The sequence below is a fragment of the Mycobacterium sp. IDUB_37 genome (assembly GCF_055419245.1).
On the sequence record NZ_JBVAXG010000005.1, the window covers coordinates 249184 to 267125 of the forward strand.

The 17942-nt window shown below is 65.6% G+C and carries 24 protein-coding genes; 14 read left to right on the top strand and 10 right to left on the bottom strand.

Going from position 1 to position 17942, the window contains the following annotated elements; translation table 11 throughout:
* Positions 1-112 precede the first annotated feature (112 nt).
* Positions 113-784 (top strand): potassium channel family protein, encoded by a 672-nt coding sequence (locus ACZY1I_RS18925; RefSeq protein WP_463755992.1) that lies wholly within the window; start codon positions 113-115, stop codon positions 782-784.
* A complete protein-coding gene (locus ACZY1I_RS18930; protein ID WP_463755994.1) occupies positions 781-1443 on the top strand; it encodes a potassium channel family protein in 663 nt (220 codons plus the stop codon). Before ACZY1I_RS18925 ends, ACZY1I_RS18930 begins: the two co-directional genes overlap by 4 nt.
* Before the next feature lie 25 nt (positions 1444-1468).
* Here ACZY1I_RS18930 and ACZY1I_RS18935 read toward each other — a convergent pair whose 3' ends face one another.
* The gene (locus ACZY1I_RS18935) at positions 1469-2134 is read right to left on the bottom strand and encodes a DUF3159 domain-containing protein (protein WP_463755995.1); all 666 of its coding nucleotides are present in this window, start codon (positions 2132-2134) and stop codon (positions 1469-1471) included.
* 34 nt (positions 2135-2168) lie between these two features.
* Positions 2169-2537 carry an OB-fold nucleic acid binding domain-containing protein gene (locus ACZY1I_RS18940; RefSeq protein ID WP_463755996.1) on the bottom strand — a complete coding sequence of 123 codons (369 nt, stop codon included), beginning with the start codon at positions 2535-2537 and terminating at the stop codon, positions 2169-2171.
* 166 nt (positions 2538-2703) lie between these two features.
* On the opposite strand from ACZY1I_RS18940, the gene ACZY1I_RS18945 reads away from it, so the two are divergent.
* A complete protein-coding gene (locus ACZY1I_RS18945) occupies positions 2704-3414 on the top strand; it encodes an alpha/beta hydrolase (protein ID WP_463755998.1) in 711 nt (236 codons plus the stop codon).
* On the opposite strand, the gene ACZY1I_RS18950 is transcribed toward ACZY1I_RS18945, so the two are convergent.
* Together ACZY1I_RS18950 and dut are read right to left on the bottom strand one after the other, a co-directional pair.
* Positions 3411-4217, bottom strand: a complete 807-nt coding sequence (locus tag ACZY1I_RS18950) for a DUF3710 domain-containing protein (RefSeq protein ID WP_463755999.1) — start codon at positions 4215-4217, stop codon at positions 3411-3413. The two genes, ACZY1I_RS18945 and ACZY1I_RS18950, sit on opposite strands and share 4 nt — an antisense overlap.
* A complete protein-coding gene (gene dut / locus ACZY1I_RS18955; RefSeq protein WP_463756299.1) occupies positions 4214-4678 on the bottom strand; it encodes a dUTP diphosphatase in 465 nt (154 codons plus the stop codon). Before dut ends, ACZY1I_RS18950 begins: the two co-directional genes overlap by 4 nt.
* Positions 4679-4715: 37 nt before the next feature.
* Between dut and ACZY1I_RS18960 the strand changes: the two genes are divergently transcribed.
* Positions 4716-5192, top strand: coding sequence for a DUF3093 domain-containing protein (locus ACZY1I_RS18960; RefSeq protein WP_463756000.1), 477 nt, complete (start codon positions 4716-4718; stop codon positions 5190-5192).
* Positions 5193-5196: 4 nt separating this feature from the next.
* Here ACZY1I_RS18960 and ACZY1I_RS18965 read toward each other — a convergent pair whose 3' ends face one another.
* Positions 5197-5499: a DUF4193 domain-containing protein gene (locus tag ACZY1I_RS18965; RefSeq protein ID WP_463756001.1), complete on the bottom strand. Its 303-nt coding sequence runs from the start codon at positions 5497-5499 to the stop codon at positions 5197-5199.
* Positions 5500-5692: 193 nt separating this feature from the next.
* Between ACZY1I_RS18965 and cei the strand changes: the two genes are divergently transcribed.
* Complete coding sequence (cei, locus tag ACZY1I_RS18970; RefSeq protein ID WP_463756002.1) at positions 5693-6346, top strand: envelope integrity protein Cei; 654 nt, start codon at positions 5693-5695, stop codon at positions 6344-6346.
* Between the two features lies 1 nt (position 6347).
* Here cei and ACZY1I_RS18975 read toward each other — a convergent pair whose 3' ends face one another.
* Entirely contained in the window at positions 6348-7223 is an 876-nt protein-coding gene (locus ACZY1I_RS18975) for an inositol monophosphatase family protein (protein WP_463756003.1), read from the bottom strand.
* 106 nt (positions 7224-7329) lie between these two features.
* Here ACZY1I_RS18975 and ppgK point away from each other — a divergent pair, with 106 nt between their 5' ends.
* Complete coding sequence (gene ppgK / locus ACZY1I_RS18980; protein ID WP_463756004.1) at positions 7330-8136, top strand: polyphosphate--glucose phosphotransferase; 807 nt, start codon at positions 7330-7332, stop codon at positions 8134-8136.
* A gap of 179 nt (positions 8137-8315) precedes the next feature.
* The gene (locus ACZY1I_RS18985) at positions 8316-9764 is read left to right on the top strand and encodes an RNA polymerase sigma factor (RefSeq protein WP_463756005.1); all 1449 of its coding nucleotides are present in this window, start codon (positions 8316-8318) and stop codon (positions 9762-9764) included.
* A gap of 26 nt (positions 9765-9790) precedes the next feature.
* Here ACZY1I_RS18985 and ACZY1I_RS18990 read toward each other — a convergent pair whose 3' ends face one another.
* The gene (locus ACZY1I_RS18990; protein WP_463756006.1) at positions 9791-10261 is read right to left on the bottom strand and encodes a DUF4352 domain-containing protein; all 471 of its coding nucleotides are present in this window, start codon (positions 10259-10261) and stop codon (positions 9791-9793) included.
* Between the two features lie 56 nt (positions 10262-10317).
* On the opposite strand from ACZY1I_RS18990, the gene ACZY1I_RS18995 reads away from it, so the two are divergent.
* Positions 10318-10701, top strand: coding sequence for a RidA family protein (locus tag ACZY1I_RS18995; RefSeq protein WP_463756007.1), 384 nt, complete (start codon positions 10318-10320; stop codon positions 10699-10701).
* On the opposite strand, the gene ACZY1I_RS19000 is transcribed toward ACZY1I_RS18995, so the two are convergent.
* A complete protein-coding gene (locus ACZY1I_RS19000) occupies positions 10698-11087 on the bottom strand; it encodes a DUF952 domain-containing protein (RefSeq protein ID WP_463756008.1) in 390 nt (129 codons plus the stop codon). The two genes, ACZY1I_RS18995 and ACZY1I_RS19000, sit on opposite strands and share 4 nt — an antisense overlap.
* A 126-nt stretch (positions 11088-11213) precedes the next feature.
* On the opposite strand from ACZY1I_RS19000, the gene ACZY1I_RS19005 reads away from it, so the two are divergent.
* Both ACZY1I_RS19005 and ACZY1I_RS19010 read left to right on the top strand, forming a co-directional pair.
* Entirely contained in the window at positions 11214-11399 is a 186-nt protein-coding gene (locus ACZY1I_RS19005) for a DUF7455 domain-containing protein (protein WP_463756009.1), read from the top strand.
* A gap of 66 nt (positions 11400-11465) precedes the next feature.
* Positions 11466-12455, top strand: a complete 990-nt coding sequence (locus tag ACZY1I_RS19010; protein ID WP_463756010.1) for a YihY/virulence factor BrkB family protein — start codon at positions 11466-11468, stop codon at positions 12453-12455.
* Here the strand turns inward: ACZY1I_RS19010 and ACZY1I_RS19015 are convergent, their stop codons facing one another.
* Positions 12456-12695 (bottom strand): DUF3039 domain-containing protein, encoded by a 240-nt coding sequence (locus ACZY1I_RS19015; RefSeq protein WP_463756300.1) that lies wholly within the window; start codon positions 12693-12695, stop codon positions 12456-12458.
* Positions 12696-12772: 77 nt separating this feature from the next.
* Here ACZY1I_RS19015 and ACZY1I_RS19020 point away from each other — a divergent pair, with 77 nt between their 5' ends.
* The 3 genes from ACZY1I_RS19020 to ideR all read left to right on the top strand — a co-directional run bounded on the left by ACZY1I_RS19020 (position 12773) and on the right by ideR (position 15209).
* The gene (locus ACZY1I_RS19020) at positions 12773-13195 is read left to right on the top strand and encodes a DUF3099 domain-containing protein (protein WP_463756011.1); all 423 of its coding nucleotides are present in this window, start codon (positions 12773-12775) and stop codon (positions 13193-13195) included.
* A gap of 202 nt (positions 13196-13397) precedes the next feature.
* A complete protein-coding gene (gene sigB, locus ACZY1I_RS19025) occupies positions 13398-14357 on the top strand; it encodes a sigma-70 family RNA polymerase sigma factor SigB (protein WP_463756012.1) in 960 nt (319 codons plus the stop codon).
* 162 nt (positions 14358-14519) lie between these two features.
* The gene (ideR, locus tag ACZY1I_RS19030; RefSeq protein WP_463756013.1) at positions 14520-15209 is read left to right on the top strand and encodes an iron-dependent transcriptional regulator IdeR; all 690 of its coding nucleotides are present in this window, start codon (positions 14520-14522) and stop codon (positions 15207-15209) included.
* A 24-nt stretch (positions 15210-15233) separates the two neighbouring features.
* Here ideR and ACZY1I_RS19035 read toward each other — a convergent pair whose 3' ends face one another.
* Complete coding sequence (locus tag ACZY1I_RS19035) at positions 15234-16289, bottom strand: DUF4192 domain-containing protein (protein WP_463756014.1); 1056 nt, start codon at positions 16287-16289, stop codon at positions 15234-15236.
* Between the two features lie 112 nt (positions 16290-16401).
* On the opposite strand from ACZY1I_RS19035, the gene sthA reads away from it, so the two are divergent.
* Positions 16402-17808, top strand: a complete 1407-nt coding sequence (gene sthA / locus ACZY1I_RS19040) for a Si-specific NAD(P)(+) transhydrogenase (RefSeq protein WP_463756301.1) — start codon at positions 16402-16404, stop codon at positions 17806-17808.
* Positions 17809-17942 lie beyond the last annotated feature (134 nt).

Consider the following 17942-nt stretch of genomic DNA (forward strand, 5'->3'; position numbering starts at 1 on the left):
TGGGTTTGACGGTAGCGTTCCCTAGGCAAGAATTTTCACGACCGAAATGGGTGGCCAACGTGGGTAGGCCCATTGTCAGCGACGCGCAGGACAGAACCGAAAGGACCTCCAAGTGCGGGTGGTTGTGATGGGCTGTGGCCGGGTCGGATCCTCGGTGGCGGACGGACTGTCGCGGATCGGCCATGACGTCGCGGTCATCGACCGCGACAGCGCCGCATTCAACCGGCTCAGTCCGGAGTTCGCCGGTGACCGGGTGCTGGGCCAGGGTTTCGACCGAGATGTGCTGCTGAAGGCCGGTATCGAGGGTTCCGACGCGTTCGCCGCGGTGTCCTCGGGCGACAACTCGAATATCATCTCGGCGCGTCTTGCCCGGGAAACATTCGGTGTGCGCCGCGTCGTCGCTCGTATTTACGACGCCAAGCGAGCCGAGGTTTATGAGCGGCTCGGCATCCCGACGATCGCCACCGTGCCGTGGACGACCGATCGTCTGCTCAACGCGCTGACGCAGGAGACGGAGACCGCCAAGTGGCGAGATCCGACCGGTACCGTCGCCGTCGCCCAGGTGGTCCTGCATGAGGACTGGGTCGGACGGCGCGCGACCGATCTCGAGCAAGCAACCGGCGCGCGGGTCGCGTTCCTGATCCGCTTCGGAACCGGCGTCCTACCGGAGCCCAAAACGGTCCTGCAGGCGGGCGACCAGGTCTACGTCGCCGCCATCTCCGGTCGCGCCGCCGAAGCCGTGGCTATCGCTGCTCTGCCGCCCAGTGAGGATCTGGACAAATGAAAGTAGCTATCGCCGGGGCGGGCGCTGTCGGTCGCTCGGTAGCCCGCGAACTCGTCTCCAATTCTCATGATGTGACGCTGATCGAACGCAACCCGGACCACCTCGACACTGACGCCATCCCGGCCGCGCACTGGCTGCTGGGCGACGCGTGCGAGCTGAGCCTGCTCGAATCGATACACCTCGAGGACTTCGACGTTGTGGTCGCCTCGACCGGCGACGACAAGGTCAACGTGGTGCTCAGCCTGCTGGCCAAGACCGAATTCGCGGTCCCCCGGGTGGTGGCCCGGGTCAACGATCCGCGCAACGAATGGCTGTTCACCGACGCCTGGGGCGTCGACGTCGCGGTGTCGACTCCACGGATGCTGGCCTCGCTGATCGAGGAGGCCGTCGCCGTAGGTGACCTGGTGCGACTGATGGAATTCCGCCGGGGCCAGGCCAACCTGGTCGAGATCACCCTGCCCGACGACACGCCCTGGGGCGGCAGGCCGGTGCGCAAGCTGGAACTGCCGCGCAATGTCTCGCTGGTGACCATCCTGCGGGGGCCACGCGTCATCGTGCCGCAGGGCGACGAACCACTGGAGGGTGGCGACGAGTTGCTCTTCGTCGCGGTTGCCGAGGCCGAAGAGGACCTGCGCAAGCTGCTGCTGCCGACGGCCTAGTTATCGCCACGCCGATCGACTCCCGTTAGTCGATTGAGGGGGCGGGTTCCCCTTCGGGTGCGCCGGCCACCGCATGGTCGTCCACCTGAACGGCCCGCAGCACGACCTTGATCGCCGCGTACGTCACCAGGGCAGCCAGCGCGGTCAGCGGCCAGCCCATCGCAATCCGGGTCACACCCAACCAGCCGGTCTTGCCGGCCTCGTACAGGTGGCCCTGGACTAGGAAACGGGCGACAAACACCAGCGCCCAGCACAGGGTCGCCACGTCGAACGCGTAGACCGCCCGCGGTACGGCCCGCCAGCTGTTGTCGCGCCCGCTCGCCCAGCTCCAGAGGTAACCGGTCACCGGTCGGCGAATCACGATCGACACCGTGAACACGACGGCCCACGCGAGCGACATCCAGATGCCGAGCAGGAAGTATCCCTTCGACTGCCCGACCAGGTAGGCGATCAACGCGCAGACCGCGACCCCGAAGAACCCGGACAGGGCCGGTTGCAGCGATTCCCGCCGAATCAGCCGCCACACCAACACCAGGGCGGCCGTTCCCAGCGCACTGACGATCGCAGTCAGCAATCCGGCGACGCTGGAGGCGATGACGAACGTCACCACGGGCAACGAAGAATAAATGAGGCCACTGACGCCGCCGGACTGTGCCAGCAAGCGCTCAGCGCTGATACGGCTATCGCTCACGACAACCCGGTGCGTCCCAATTCGTCAGAACGGGTCACCGCTGAATTTCGTAGTGCGGGTTGTAGATGGCTTTGGTCCCGTTCTCCAACTTCCCCAGGCGCCCGCGCACTCGCAGGGTGCGGCCCGAGTCGATACCGGGGATGCGTCGCTGTCCGAGCCAGACCAGCGTCACGGTGTCGCTGCCGTCGAACAGTTCGGCGCGAACCCCACCGGCGCATCCCTTGCCGTTCGTTTCGACGCTGCGCAGCGTGCCCACCATCGTGACCTCCTGGCCACGCTGGCAGTCGATGGCTCGCTGCGCGCCGGTATTGAGGACTTCGTCGGAGAGTTCTTCGACGTCGCGTTGCTCCGGGTCCTCCGTCAACCGACGGGTGAGCCGGCGTAGATAACCTTGGGCCCCCATGGCCACTCCTGAAAGTTCAACGTCGTGAGAAAAGCTCTGCTAGCTACCAGCATGCACCATGCCAACGGTCACCGTAGACCTGTTGGTTCCTTGATGCCACATTGATGAAACCACTCAGAATGAGGCTTATATTTCAGCGCCTCGAGCTACCGGGCACTATGGGAATGTGACTGTCGACTTGCGTGGTGTCACAACCGTGTTGTTGCCAGGCACTGGATCCGACGATAACTACGTCTACCGGGCATTTTCCGGTCCGCTGCGGGACGCCGGTGCGGTGTTGATCACACCCGCACCCCAACCCGACCGATTGATCGACGGTTACGTGGCCGCATTGGATTCCGCCCTGGCTTCCGCAGAAGGTGGCGCAATCATCGTCGGCGGCGTTTCGATCGGTGCGGTAGTGGCCGCCCGATGGGCTCTGGAGCACCCCGAGCAGACCGTGGCCGTGTTGGCGGCGCTGCCGCCCTGGAACGGGGATTCGAGCGCCGCTCCTGCCGCGATCGCCGCCCGCTACACGGCCTTGCAGTTGCGTCGTGACGGTCTGCAGACGACGACATCACAGATGCGAGCTTCGAGCCCGCCCTGGTTGGCCGACGAACTGGCCCGTTCCTGGCGGGGTCAGTGGCCGCACCTGCCGCAGGCCATGGAAGAGGCTGCCGCCTATGCGGCCCCCAGCCGCACCGAGCTGGCTGCCCTTGCTCCGCCGCTGGGCGTGGTTGCCGCGGTCGATGACCCGATCCACCCCTTGCAGATCGGAGTCGACTGGGCAGCCGCCGCACCCCGCGCTGCGCTGCGTACGGTGGCGCTGCAGGAGATCGGCGAGGATGCCGCCGCCTTGGGCGCAGCCGGCGTAGCCGCCCTTGCCGAGACGAACTAGCCGCCGGTGGATGTGCTGCGCAGCTGCTGCATCGCCGATCCTTCAGCGCTACGACGCGCCACCGGCGCATCGGTCGGCTCGGGCGTGGCGGCCTCGTCAGGTCCCTGCTCGGCCGCATTCTGGGCCGCTTCCTGGGCCGCTGAGGCTTCCCGCAACTGCTGCACCATGGGCTCCGGCAGTTGCACCGCCAGCGGCGTCCGTACCGGCAGCGGTGTGTCGCCGCGGCGAACCACGGTGTCTGCGAGCGCCTCGCGGGCTTCGTCGGTCAGGGCGTCGATGGTCTCGTGCGGTCCGTTGACCACGCAGCGGATCATCCAGCGGTAGCCGTCGACGCCGATGAAGCGCACCACCCCAGCGGCGGTGCCCACTACTTCGCGCCCCCACGGGCCGTCCTTAATGGAGACCTTCGCCGAGTCCTTGCGCAGCGATTCGGCGAGCTCGCTGGCCACTTCGCGCCACAGGCCCGCGGTCTTGGGTGCCGCGTAGGCCGCAATGGTGAAGCGGCCGCTGGGGGTGACGACCCACACCGCGCTGGGGACGCCGGTCTCGGTCAGTTCGACCTGCACCTGGCCGGCCGCCGGCATCGGGATCAGCACCGACCCCAGGTCGAGTCGGGCCACCTCGGCATCCGCCGGGTCATCGAAGTCCTCGATGTCGAACGGGCCTTCGAGCTCGTCGTCGGCCGCGGAGTGAACGGCATCCCTGACTGAGGCTTTCGGGTCGTCCTTCACGGTGTCCCTCGCAGCGTCATCGTCAGCCGGCGCGCCCGAGGTGTTGTCCTTGCGTCTACCAAATGCCATCACAAACTCGCATGTCCGCCGGAGGAACCGTGACCGCCGTCGCCACGGGATGTTTGGGCCAGCCCGGCCTCATCGAAAGACGAGACCTCAACCAACTCGACTAACTCGATCCGCTGCACCAGTAGTTGGGCGATACGGTCGCCGCGACTCACCACAATCGGCGTGGTGGGGTCGAGGTTGATCAGCGCGACCTTGATCTCGCCACGATATCCCGCGTCGATGGTGCCGGGAGTGTTGACGATGGAAAGTCCGACGCGGTACGCCAGCCCGGAGCGCGGATGGACCAAGCCGACCATGCCGAACGGAATCGCGACAGCGATACCCGTGCGCACCAGGGCTCGATGCCCGGGCGCCAGCTCGACGTCTTCGGCACTGAAGAGATCAACCCCGGCGTCGCCCGCATGAGCCCGGCTGGGCAGCGGGAGTTCCGGGTCGAGACGCACTATGGCTAGGCGGCTGGACAGACTGTTCGACACGGGGGCACAGATTACCCTTGACCGCGTGTCAGACACGCGCGTCGCGCCGCAGAGCCTGCGATATCGAGAGCGATTGTGGGTTCCCCTGTGGTGGTGGCCTCTGGGATTCGCTCTCGCAGCGCTCATTTCGTTCGAAGTCAACCTGGGTGTGCGGTCGCTACCCGACTGGTTGCCGTACGCGACGCTGTTCACCGTGGCGACCGGCGCCTTGCTATGGCTGGGTCGTCTCGAGATCCGGGTCACCGCCCACGACGGCCACATCGAACTGTGGGCCGGAGAAGCGCATCTGCCCGTCACGGTTATCGCGCGATCCGTCGAGATAGCGCGTACTGCGAAATCCGCAGCACTGGGCCGCCAGCTCGACCCGGCAGCTTTTGTCGTGCACCGGGCCTGGGTAGGCCCGATGGTTCTGCTGGTCCTCGAGGACCCCGACGACCCGACGCCGTACTGGCTGGTGAGCTGCCGTCACCCGGAGCGGGTGCTGTCGGCATTGCGTAGCTGATCGATCAGGCTGCGCAGTCCGTACAGATCATCACGCCGCTCTTCTCACTGGCCAGTCGGCTGCGGTGCTGCACCAAGAAGCAGCTCGAGCAGGTGAACTCGTCAGCCTGCTTGGGGATAACGCGCACCGACAGCTCTTCGCCAGACAGGTCGGCACCAGGCAGCTCGAAAGACTCAGCAGATTCGGATTCGTCGACGTCGACTACGGCCGAGGCCGCCTCGTTCCGTCGCGCTTTGAGCTCCTCCAGCGAATCTTCCGAAACATCGTCAGTTTCGGTACGCCGTGGAGCGTCATAGTCGGTAGGCATCTCTCTATTACCCGTCCAATCCCCTCAGAGCCTCATCAAAGTCAAGGATCGCTTTGTACCAGCGTCGAACGCCTGCATCCAACGATTCGTGCCCACATTGCGGGTGAATTCGGTGTGATTTACGTCACACCCTTGTATTAGCCCTTGAACTCGGCCACAACCGGTGCGATTACCGTGCGATTAGAGTGCACGTGTGGTCGCACACATTACCGAGGGTACCGCCTTCGACAAACACGGTAGGCCCTTCCGGCGACGCAACCCCCGGCCGGGCATCATCGTTGTGATTTTCCTGGTCGTGATGACCGGCGTGGTCTGGACGGTCGCACTGACCAGGCCGACGGACGTCCACGAGGTCGCGGTGTGCAACCCGCCCCCCGAGCCGACCGGAACTGCGACCCCGACCAAGCTCGGGGAGCAGGTGTCGCGGACCGACATGATCGATGTCACACCCGCCAAACTGGCCGACACCAAGGTCCGCGTCCTCAACGCGAGCGGGCGTGGCGGCCAAGCCGGCGACATCGCCGGCGCCTTGCAGGATCTCGGCTTCCCGCAACCGACGTCCGCCAACGACCCCGTCTACGCCGGCACCCGGATGACCTGCCAGGGGCAAATCCGTTTCGGCACCGCGGGACAAGCCACCGCCGCTGCGCTGTGGCTGGTGGCCCCGTGCACCGAGCTGTTCCACGACAATCGGGGCGACGACTCCGTCGACCTCGTCCTCGGCACCGATTTCAGCTCGCTGGCGCACAACGACAACATCGACTCGGTGTTGGCCACCCTGCGTCCGGGCGCCACCGAGCCGGCCGATCACACGCTGCTGGCAAAGATTCACGCCAGCAGTTGCTAGCTCAGTCCACGATCGGATCGAGACCGCCGGCTTGCTGCAACGCCGCCAGTAACTGATCCGCGATGCCGGGCGCGGCGGCGACCACCACGCCGGCACCAGTCACGTTCGCCGCCGGCAGCACCACGCGCGCGCCTGCCTCGGCCGCGATCAGGGCGCCCGCCGCGCGGTCCCACACCTGCAGTCCGTGCTCGTAGTAGGCATCGAGCTGGCCCGCCGCAACCATGCACAGGTCCAGCGCCGCGGAACCGATGCGGCGCACATCGCGGACCACCGGCAGCATCCGGGACAGCACCTCGGCCTGACGGACGCGGCGCGCCGGCGCATAGCCGAATCCCGTACCGAGCAACGCCATCGACAGATCCTCGACGGTCGTACACCGCAGCGCGCGGGTGCCGCGTTCGTCGGTGACGCTCGCGCCGAGCCCGTGGGCCGCCGAGTAGACCCGGCCTCCGACGACATCGGCCACCGCGCCGGCCACCGAAACACCACCGACCTGCGCACCGACCGAAACCGCGTAAGCCGGGATGCCGTAGACGAAATTCACCGTCCCGTCGATCGGGTCGAGCACCCAGGTGACCTTGCCGTCCGGGTCGTCGGCTCCTCCCCCAGGCGCCGCCGGGCCGCCACCCTCCTCGCCGAGAATCGGGTCGCCGGGGCGAAGTCGAGCCAACCTCTCGCGGAGCAGCCATTCGGTTTCGGTGTCGACGACGGTCACCGGGTCGGTCGGCGTGGTCTTGGCGCGAACCGCGTCGATGCCGCGACTGATCCCGGGGCCGAAGACCTCGGCGCGTCGGTGACGCACGAATGCGGCCGCCTCAGTGGCCACGGATTCAGCCACCGAACGCAGCCGCGCGGGCAGGTTGTCGGGTCGTGTCACGCCTCTATCCGACCACAGTCGGCGACTTGGCAACGGGCGCAACCCAGCCGTCCACAGTTGGTCGCTAAGGTGAGCAAACCCACCACGTCTCGCCGAGGAGATTCCGATGACAAACACCGTCTCTGGGACCGACACAGCCACCGAAAATGAGACAGCAGTGACGCAACGTCGAGGGTTCGGAATCGACGTCGGCGGCAGCGGAATCAAGGGCGCGATCATCGATCTGGACACCGGCGCGATGATCGGCGACCGGATCAAAGTCCTGACGCCACAACCCGCCACCCCGGCGGCGGTCGCCAAGAGCATCGCCGAAGTAGTAAACGGTTTCGGATGGACCGGCCCACTGGGCGTGACCTATCCCGGTGTCGTCACCCACGGCATTGTGCGGACGGCCGCCAACGTCGACAAGGCGTGGATCGGAACCAATGCCCGCGACATCATCAGCGCCGAACTCAACGGCCAAGACGTCACGATCCTCAACGACGCGGACGCGGCCGGACTGGCCGAGGAGCGCTATGGGGCAGGCCAAGGACACTCCGGCCTGGTCGTACTACTCACGTTCGGGACCGGCATCGGATCGGCGGTCATTCACAACGGGAAGCTGATCCCCAACACCGAATTCGGCCACCTGGAAGTCGGCGGCAAAGAGGCCGAGCACCGGGCTGCGTCGTCGGTGAAGGAACGCAACGAGTGGAGCTGGGAGAAGTGGACGAAGCAGGTGACCAAAGTGCTGGTCGCCGTCGAGAACGCGATCTGGCCCGACTTGTTCATCGCCGGCGGCGGCATCAGCCGCAAGGCCGACAAATGGATCCACTTATTGGAAAACCGCACCCCCGTCGTACCGGCCACGCTGCAGAACGCGGCCGGAATCGTCGGTGCGGCTATGGCATCAGTGGGCGACGTGACGCACTGAAATTCGTCTGCTCGGCTAAGACGGGTGCGTGGTGAAGTTACAATGGTCAACGGCGGCCGCCCAACCCGATAGCGCGCGAGTACTCACGCTGATATCAAACGCCGACATTCGACATAGCAGACACTTTCGGTCGCCCATGCCCAAGCCCACCGAAAGTGCGTCCAACCAAAGGGGTATATGTGGCAGCGATTAAGGCAACTCCGGCGACCGATGAGCCGGTGAAACGCACCGCCACGAAGCCTCCCGCCAAGCGCGCACCGGCCAAAGCCGCCAACGGCGGCGCACCCGCCAAGCAGGCCACCAAGACCGCCGCGGCGCCCGGAGAAGCTCCTCGGAAGGCTCGCGCCAAGGCCCCCGCAAAGGCACCCGCGGCGGGGGCCAAAGATGGCGACGCCGCAGGCGATGACGTTGTTCTCGGCGCCGGGGAACTCGACACCGAACTCGACGTGGTGCCGGTAGACGACCTGGAGATCGACGCCGGCGACCTCGTCCTCGACGAATTGGTCGAAGAGGCGACCGACGCCGAGGAGGTTGCGGTCGAGGTTACCGAGGGCGAGGACGGCGAAGCCGCCCCCGCGGCCAAGTCCGGCGAGGACGAAGAGGAGATCACCGAGCCCACCGACAAGGACAAGGCTTCGGGAGATTTCGTCTGGGACGAGGACGAGTCCGAGGCGCTGCGCCAGGCCCGTAAGGACGCCGAGCTCACCGCTTCCGCCGACTCCGTGCGCGCCTACCTGAAGCAAATCGGCAAGGTGGCACTGCTCAACGCCGAAGAAGAGGTCGAGCTGGCCAAGCGGATCGAGGCCGGCCTGTACGCGACTCAGCTGATGCTGGAGATGACGGACCGTGGCGAGAAGCTGCCCGCCGCCCAGCGTCGCGACATGCTGTGGATCTGCCGGGATGGCGATCGGGCGAAAAACCATCTGCTGGAAGCCAACCTGCGTCTGGTGGTTTCGCTGGCCAAGCGCTACACCGGCCGCGGCATGGCCTTCCTCGACCTCATCCAGGAGGGCAACCTGGGTCTGATCCGCGCGGTCGAGAAGTTCGACTACACCAAGGGCTACAAGTTCTCCACCTACGCCACTTGGTGGATTCGCCAGGCAATCACCCGCGCCATGGCCGATCAGGCCCGCACCATCCGTATTCCGGTGCACATGGTCGAGGTAATCAACAAGCTGGGCCGGATCCAGCGTGAGCTACTGCAGGACCTGGGCCGCGAGCCCACTCCTGAAGAGCTTGCCAAGGAAATGGACATCACGCCGGAGAAGGTGCTGGAGATCCAGCAGTACGCCCGTGAGCCCATCTCGCTGGACCAGACGATCGGCGACGAGGGCGACAGCCAGCTGGGTGACTTCATCGAAGACAGCGAAGCAGTCGTCGCGGTGGATGCCGTGTCGTTCACCCTGCTGCAAGACCAGCTGCAGTCGGTGCTGGACACGCTGTCCGAGCGCGAGGCCGGGGTGGTCCGGCTGCGCTTCGGTCTGACTGACGGCCAGCCCCGCACCCTCGACGAGATCGGTCAGGTCTACGGGGTGACCCGTGAGCGGATTCGCCAGATCGAATCCAAGACGATGTCCAAGCTGCGGCACCCGAGCCGCTCGCAGGTGCTGCGCGACTACCTGGACTAAGTCCGACCGGTCGCTACCCGCCGCCTCTAGCTCCCGGCCAACAGCGTCACTCGCACACCCCGGGTGTACGGCGAATCCCGCAGCTCAATGGCGCCCGGCAGCGCGCCTCGCGGCACGTCGAACGCACACGTGATGTGCAGCTGAGCGCCGGGATCGACGTTGACGCGGTCTTCCCGACTGTTGAGATTGACCGCGTCGTCGTACTTCTTGCCCGCAAAGTCTCTGAGCGTCTGGTTCTGGCAGTAGAAGGCCCGAGGCGCGCCGCTGACGTTCTTGACCATCAGGTTGACGACCACGAAAGTGCCGTCCGCGGTCCGGTTACCGGTCTTGGGCACGCCCACATTGATCGCGGTGACGATGAACGCGAAGTGACCGTCGCGTACCTCGTCATTGATGCCCGGGTTCGAGGACTGACTCGAGCCCAGGCAGCCGGTGATCAACGTCGGCAACGCGAGCATGATGAGCGCAGCAGAGCGGGCGCCGGCCAATAGACCCACACCAGCACTGCTACCAGCTGCGGCGACGCGGGTAAAGGATCTCGTACGGTGACCAGATGTCTGGCTGGCGCATCAATGTCTCGTCCGACTCCGACTTCGAACCAGTTGTCGGTTACTCGCGCGCGGTGCGCGTCGGCCCTCATGTGGCGGTGGCGGGCACAACGGGCAGCGGCGACAACCCGGCCGCACAGACGCGGGATGCGCTGCGCCGTATCGAGGTTGCACTCGCACAGGCCGGGGCGACGCTGTCGGACGTGGTTCGAACCCGCATTTATGTGACCGACATTTCCAGCTGGCGCGAAGTAGGCGCGGTGCACGCCGAGGTGTTCGGCGACATCCGTCCGGTGGCCACCATGCTCGAGGTTTCGGCGCTGATCGCACCCGAGCTGTCGGTGGAGATCGAGGTCGACGCGGTTGTCACCTCCCCCACCGACATCTAGCCAGCCGTCTGGCGGCCCACAAGCGCCGGGAAGCTGCCGTCGGCCTCCGGCGGGTAGAGGACGGCCCTGGTGACGGCCGCTATCGGCAGCGGGCCGTACAGGTGTGGAAAGACCATCGATTCGGGGTCTGTCGGCACACCCGGTTCCCACCGCACAGGTGAGTCGAGGGCTGCTGCATCGACGTACAGCAGGACCATGTCGCGGCGGCCGGCGTAGAGCCGGTTCGCGGGCAGGTGCACCTGCTCGACGGTCGACAGGTGGACGAAATTCTCGCCCGGCCCGCCGTCCGGACCGGACGCCTCGGGTTGGATCCAGCCGGTCGCCTGGGCGGCCGTCCACTCTTCCTCGGAACATAAACGGACCAGCGGTGTTGGAGCAGACGGCATGCCAAGCACCCTGCCCGATTTTTGGGCGAATATTCGTGAGAAACGACACACCCGATAACGCTCAGGGAACAAGGCGAAAACTTCGAACGTCTGAGAAAGTGAAGATACCGCCAGAACGGAGGAGCCATGAACGCAACTCTGACCAGTCCCGAGTTGACTCGAGCTGACCGCTGCGACCGTTGCAGCGCAGCCGCTCGGGTACGGGCCACGCTGCCATCCGGAGCCGAGCTCCTGTTCTGCCGCCATCACGCCAACGAGCACGAGGCCAAGCTGATCGAGCTGGCGGCTGTGCTGGAGGTCAGCGCAGAGTAAGTCGCCGAACTCGCCCGGGCGCGCCAATGTCGGCAGTCCGCGCCGCGATCGGCAATGCTGGACGGAATGAGCGACCGGGTCCCGAAACCATCTCGCCACCACATCTTGCGGATAAGCCGTAGGACGTTGGCAAAATCTTGGGACGACTCGATTTTCTCCGAGTCGGCCGAAGCGGGTTTTTGGACCTGCCTTTCCACCCCGCCACTGCTGTTGGGAACGCTGGGGGCGCTGGCTTACGTCGCTCCGCTGTTCGGCGACGACACACTGTCGTCGATCATCAAGAGCGTCTTGTCGGCCGTGCGGGGCCTGTTCTCGCCCAACGTCGTCAACGAGATCATCGAACCGACCATCCGTGACATCACCGCCACCGCCGGCGGCGAGGTGGTGTCGGTGGGTTTCCTGATCTCGCTGTGGGCAGGATCTTCGGCGGTCTCGTCGTTCGTCGACGCGGTGGTCGATGCCCACGATCAGACTCCGTTGCGCCATCCGGTACGGCAGCGCTTCTTTGCGTTGTTCTTGTACATCTTGATGCTGGTGTTTGTGGTCGTCACCGCGCCGGTCGCAGTGGTCGGACCCCGCAAGGTCAGCGAACACATCTCGGAAGGGATGTCGAACCTGCTGCACTACGGCTACTACCCGGCGTTGATCCTGGGCCTAATGGCCGGAGTGACCGTGCTGTACCGGGTCGCCCTACCGGTGCCGTTGCCGACACACCGGCTGATCCCCGGCACGGTGCTAGCCACGGTGGTGTTCCTGATCGCCGCCCTGGGCCTGCGGTTTTACCTGCGATGGATTGGCAACACCGGCTACACCTACGGAGCGCTGGCCACTCCGATCGCGTTCCTGCTGTTCGCGTTCTTCGGGGGCTTCTCGATCATGATCGGCGCCGAACTGAACGCCGCGATTCAGGAGGAGTGGCCGGCACCCGCAACGCACGCGCACCGACTGCGCAACTGGCTGGTCAGTCGTACCGCCGGCCTTAGGAGCACCAGCGATCCGGAGCCTCCGCAGCCGGCGGCCGCCCCGGATACCGCTGCCGCAGAACCGAAGACGTGATCAGCCCCTCTTGAGGTGCTCGTAAATCTGCTTGCAGTCGGGGCACACCGGCGAGCCCGGCTTGGCCGCGCGGGTGACAGGAAATACCTCTCCGCACAGTGCGACTACGTGGTTGCCCATAACCGCGCTCTCGGCGATCTTGTCCTTCTTGACGTAGTGGAAGAACTTGGGTGTATCGCTGCCGGTGCCGTCGTCGACGCGCTCTTCAGCGTCGGTACGTTCGATCGTCTGGGTGTCCATCCCTGACATTCTGCCCTCCTGACCTGCCGCCTGACACCGGCGAAACGAAATAGTTCTCGGTGTGCCACAGTAGAAGTATGAAGCGCGGCTCCGAGCCGGCTCTCGATGACTCTGATGACTTCGGTGTCGACGGTCGCCCGGTATTGATCACTGCTGCTGCAACCTCCTACGAGGTGCAGCACCGAGCGCGGGTGCGTAAATACCTGACCCTCATGGCGTTCCGCATTCCCGCGCTGCTGCTTGCGGCCTTCGCCTACGGCGCCTGGCACAACGGCCTGATCTGCCTACTGATCATCGCCGCGTCGATACCGCTGCCGTGGATGGCAGTGCTGATCGCCAATGACCGTCCCCCGCGTAGCACCGACGAGCCGCGCCGTTTCGACAAACCCCGGTATCGCACGCCGCTGTTCCCGACCGCGGAGCGACCAGTGCTCGAACCGCGGCGGCAGCCGGCACCGCAGCCGGATCCACGGGTCATCGACGCCGACGGTTACGACTAGACGCGATCGCAAGCGCGGCGACGCCGGCCATAGCCGGTCGCACCACCGGACTAAGCGTCCACTCGCGCTACTTCTCAGGACATTCTCAGGTCGCCGCCGTATTTGTGCACGTCAAAGCGTGTGAGATGACGATCCCGTGGGAACTCTTTCGGCGGGCTTCTCGTTAAACCACATGTCAAGACAAGCCAATCGGGAGGGCGTAATGGCGAATGCCACCGCAAGTCGCTTCGACGGCGATCTGGATGCTCAGAGCCCAGCGGCGGACTTGGTGCGCGTGTATTTGAACGGTATCGGCAAGACGGCGTTGCTCAACGCCGCCGACGAAGTCGAACTGGCCAAGCGCATCGAGGCCGGGCTGTATGCCGAGCACCTGTTGCAGACCCGGAAACGCCTCGGCGAGAACCGGAAACGCGATCTGGCGGCAGTTGTGCGCGACGGCGAGGCGGCCCGTCGTCACCTGCTGGAAGCGAACCTGCGTCTGGTGGTGTCGCTGGCCAAGCGCTACACCGGGCGGGGCATGCCGCTGCTGGACCTCATCCAGGAGGGGAACCTGGGTTTGATCCGCGCCATGGAAAAGTTCGACTACGCAAAGGGATTCAAGTTCTCGACGTACGCCACCTGGTGGATCCGGCAGGCCATCACCCGCGGGATGGCTGATCAGAGCCGCACCATCCGACTTCCCGTCCACCTGGTTGAGCAGGTCAACAAGCTGGCCCGGATCAAGCGAGAGATGCACCAGAACCTGGGCCGTGAGGCGTCCGACGAGGAACTCGCCGAGGAGTCCGGCATCCCGGTCGAGAAGATCAACGACTTGCTCGAGCACAGCCGGGACCCGGTGAGCTTGGACATGCCGGTTGGTTCGGAGGAAGAGGCACCCTTGGGCGACTTCATCGAAGACGCCGAAGCAATGTCCGCCGAGAACGCGGTTATCGCCGAACTGCTGCACACCGACATCCGCAGTGTGCTGGCCACTCTCGACGAGCGCGAGCATCAGGTGATCCGGCTGCGCTTCGGTCTCGACGACGGCCAACCGCGCACCCTGGACCAGATCGGCAAGCTGTTCGGGCTGTCCCGCGAGCGGGTCCGCCAGATCGAGCGCGACGTGATGGGCAAGCTTCGCCATGGCGAGCGGGCCGATCGTCTGCGGTCCTACGCCAGTTGAGGTGCAAGCCAGCTGAGGCGCAGCCAGGATAGTTTGGCAAGCTTTGGAGGAGACGGTGTGCCCGCCGCGCAAGCGCGGCGGGCATACTGCTGCGGTGGAGCGTTTTGCGCGAACCACTCGCGCGGCTGGCGAAGTAGACTCGGCGGCAACGGAGGATGCTGAATGAACGACCTGGTTGATACCACCGAGATGTACCTGCGGACCATCTACGACCTCGAAGAAGAGGGCGTGACGCCGTTGCGTGCCCGGATCGCCGAACGACTGGAGCAGAGCGGGCCTACGGTCAGCCAGACCGTGTCCCGGATGGAGCGCGATGGACTGCTCCGCGTCGCGGGCGACCGCCACCTGGAGCTCACCGACAAGGGACGTGCCCTTGCCGTCGCCGTGATGCGCAAGCACCGCCTCGCCGAACGCCTGCTGGTCGATGTGATCGGGCTGCCGTGGGAAGAGGTGCACGCCGAGGCGTGCCGCTGGGAGCACGTGATGAGCGAGGACGTCGAGCGTCGGCTGGTCAAGGTGCTCAACAACCCGACGACATCGCCGTTCGGCAACCCCATCCCGGGTTTGTTGGACCTCGGCGTCGGGTCCGAGTTCGCCGATGACGCCAACCTGGTCCGGCTGACCGAGTTGCCGCCCGGATCTCCCGTCGCCGTCGTGGTGCGCCAATTGACCGAACATGTCCAAGGCGACATCGACCTGATCACCCGCCTCAAAGACGCCGGAGTGGTGCCCAACGCACGAGTCACGGTCGAGACCGGGTCGGGCGCCGGAGTCACCATCGTCATCCCCGGCCACGAGAACGTCACCCTGCCACACGAAATGGCGCATGCGGTCAAGGTCGAAAAGGTCTGAACTGCGCACCACCACGTCGCGCACCTACCCTGCCCGTCGGCCGGACGTCTGTCGCGGCGGTAATCGCACGCCGAGTTGTTCGGCCAGCCGATAACCGGTGCCGGCCAGCTCGCGAATGTCGTTGGGCCGCATACCCGATTGCAGGGCCGTGTCCAGCATGCCGGCCATCCGATGGTCCGGATCGCAGCGCAGTGCGGCCTCCAATGACACTCCCGCCAGCGGGCCGTCGCCACGCACGTAAGCGCTGAACGCCAGCAACACCAGCGCTTCGACCCGCCAGGGCGGCGGCAACAGGCGTGCCAGTAGTGCCCACAACGACTCGGCCGCACCGGCGTTCTCGCCGACGGCAAGCGCGTACAACGTGTCACGCACCCGTATGTCGCGCAGCGCGCAGCCTAACTGAGCAACCTCGTTGTGAGACAGTGGCTTTCCGTCCAGCATCCGGGTGGCGGCCGCCATCGCTCTCTCCACATCGCCGCGGCTGCACCCCGCCGGATCGGCGCGATGGGCGATCTCGCGCGTCGCCACCGCTTCCTGCAGGGCAACAGATACCGCTGCGCTGCGGGCGGAGTCGACCGCGATCACCGCCTGCAGGTCGGCCCGCCGCGGATAGAGGCGCCGGCCTTCCACCACCGCCGCCGCCGCCAGTGGCGAGGCCGACGGATCGTCGATCTCGCCGCCTGCGCCGCAGCCGTCGATGCAGTGCCACCGTCCGCCCGGAGCGATCTGGTCAACCACATGCGCCGCGTACCGTTCGATGCCGAAGCGAGCCAGCGCGTCGGTGATCCCGTCACACAATCGCCGGTACTCCTCGTTGCACACCGGACACTGCGCGCCGTCGGAGTCGACGATCACCACGATCGCGGCATCCGGTTCCGCCGCTGCGGCAACCTCCGCGATTTCTTCGGCGCGGTCAGCGAGTTCGGCGGACAGGTCGGCGCGCAGCACCGCCCCGAGTCCGCCGTCTTCCAGCGACACCACAACCAGCGATTTCTCCGGGACAAACCCGAGGATCGCAGGCAGGGCGGCAATGAGGGCGCTGGGTCGATTCAGGTCGAAGTCAGGTTGATGGCTCGTCATGGCGTCAACGCTGACGACAGGCACCGTCAATCCGTACTCACGCAACCGGAATCAGACGCAACCTTGTGGAGAAAGTCACAACTGTTGGCTCTATCGTCTACACATGACTTCGATGCGCGAGTACGACTTGGTCGTTATCGGATCCGGGCCCGGCGGCCAGAAGGCCGCCATTGCCGCGGCAAAATTAGGCAAGTCGGTCGCGATCGTCGAGCGTGGCCGGATGGTCGGTGGGGTCTGCGTCAACACCGGAACGATTCCCTCGAAAACCCTGCGCGAGGCGGTCGTCTACCTGACCGGGATGAGTCAGCGCGAGCTATACGGCGCAAGCTACCGGGTCAAAGACAAGATCACCCCAGCCGACCTGCTGGCACGGACCCAGCACGTGATCGGCAAGCAGGTTGATGTGGTGCGGTCGCAACTGATGCGCAACCGGATCGACCTGGTGCTGGGGCACGGACGCTTCGTCGATCCGCACACTGTCCTGGTCGAGGAGGACGCCCAGGGCGAGCGGGTGACGGTCAGCGGCGACTACATCGTCATAGCCACCGGCACAAAACCGGTGCGGCCGTCCGGCGTCGCGTTCGACGAAAGCCGGGTGCTGGACTCGGACGGCATCCTGGACCTCAAATCCCTTCCGGCGTCGATGGTTGTGGTCGGCGCGGGGGTGATCGGCATCGAGTACGCGTCGATGTTCGCCGCGTTGGGCACCAAGGTCACCGTCGTGGAAAAGCGCGAAAACATGCTGGACTTCTGCGACCCCGAGATCATCGAAGCGCTCAAGTTCCACCTGCGCGACCTGGCGGTCACTTTCCGGTTCGGTGAGGAGGTGACTGCCGTCGAGGTCGGCGCTTCAGGCACCGTCACCACCCTGGGCAGCGGCAAGCAGATTCCCGCCGAAACGGTGATGTACTCCGCCGGCCGAGAGGGCCAGACCGAGCATCTGGCTCTGGACAACGCGGGGCTCGAACCCGACTCGCGCGGAAGGCTTTTCGTCGACGACGAATTCCGGACCAAGGTCGACCACATTTTCGCAGTGGGCGACGTGATCGGGTTTCCAGCGCTGGCGGCAACCTCGATGGACCAGGGCCGACTGGCGGCCTATCACGCGTTCGGGGAACCGGCGGAACAACTCGGAGCACTGCAGCCGATCGGGATCTATTCCATTCCTGAGGTGTCCTACGTCGGCAAGACCGAGGTCGAACTGACCAAGGAGTCGATCCCCTACGAGGTGGGCGTATGCCGGTACCGCGAACTGGCCCGTGGTCAGATCGCCGGCGACTCCTACGGCATGCTCAAGCTGCTGGTGTCCACAGTCGACCGCAAGCTCCTCGGCGCGCACATCTTCGGCACCAGTGCTACCGAGATGGTGCACATCGGGCAGGCCGTGATGGGGTGCGGCGGGACCGTCGACTACCTGGTCGACGCGGTGTTCAACTACCCGACCTTCTCCGAGGCTTATAAGGTCGCCGCACTGGACGTGACCAACAAGATGCGCGCACTCAACCAGTTCCGGCGTTAAGGCGATCGCAAGCCCGGCGCAGCCGGGTGCAGCGGGTCGCCGTCATTGGCGCCAGCGGCGATCGCAAGCCCGGCGCAGCCGGGTGCAGCGGGTCGCCGTCATTGGCGCCAGCGGCGATCGCAAGCCCGGCGCAG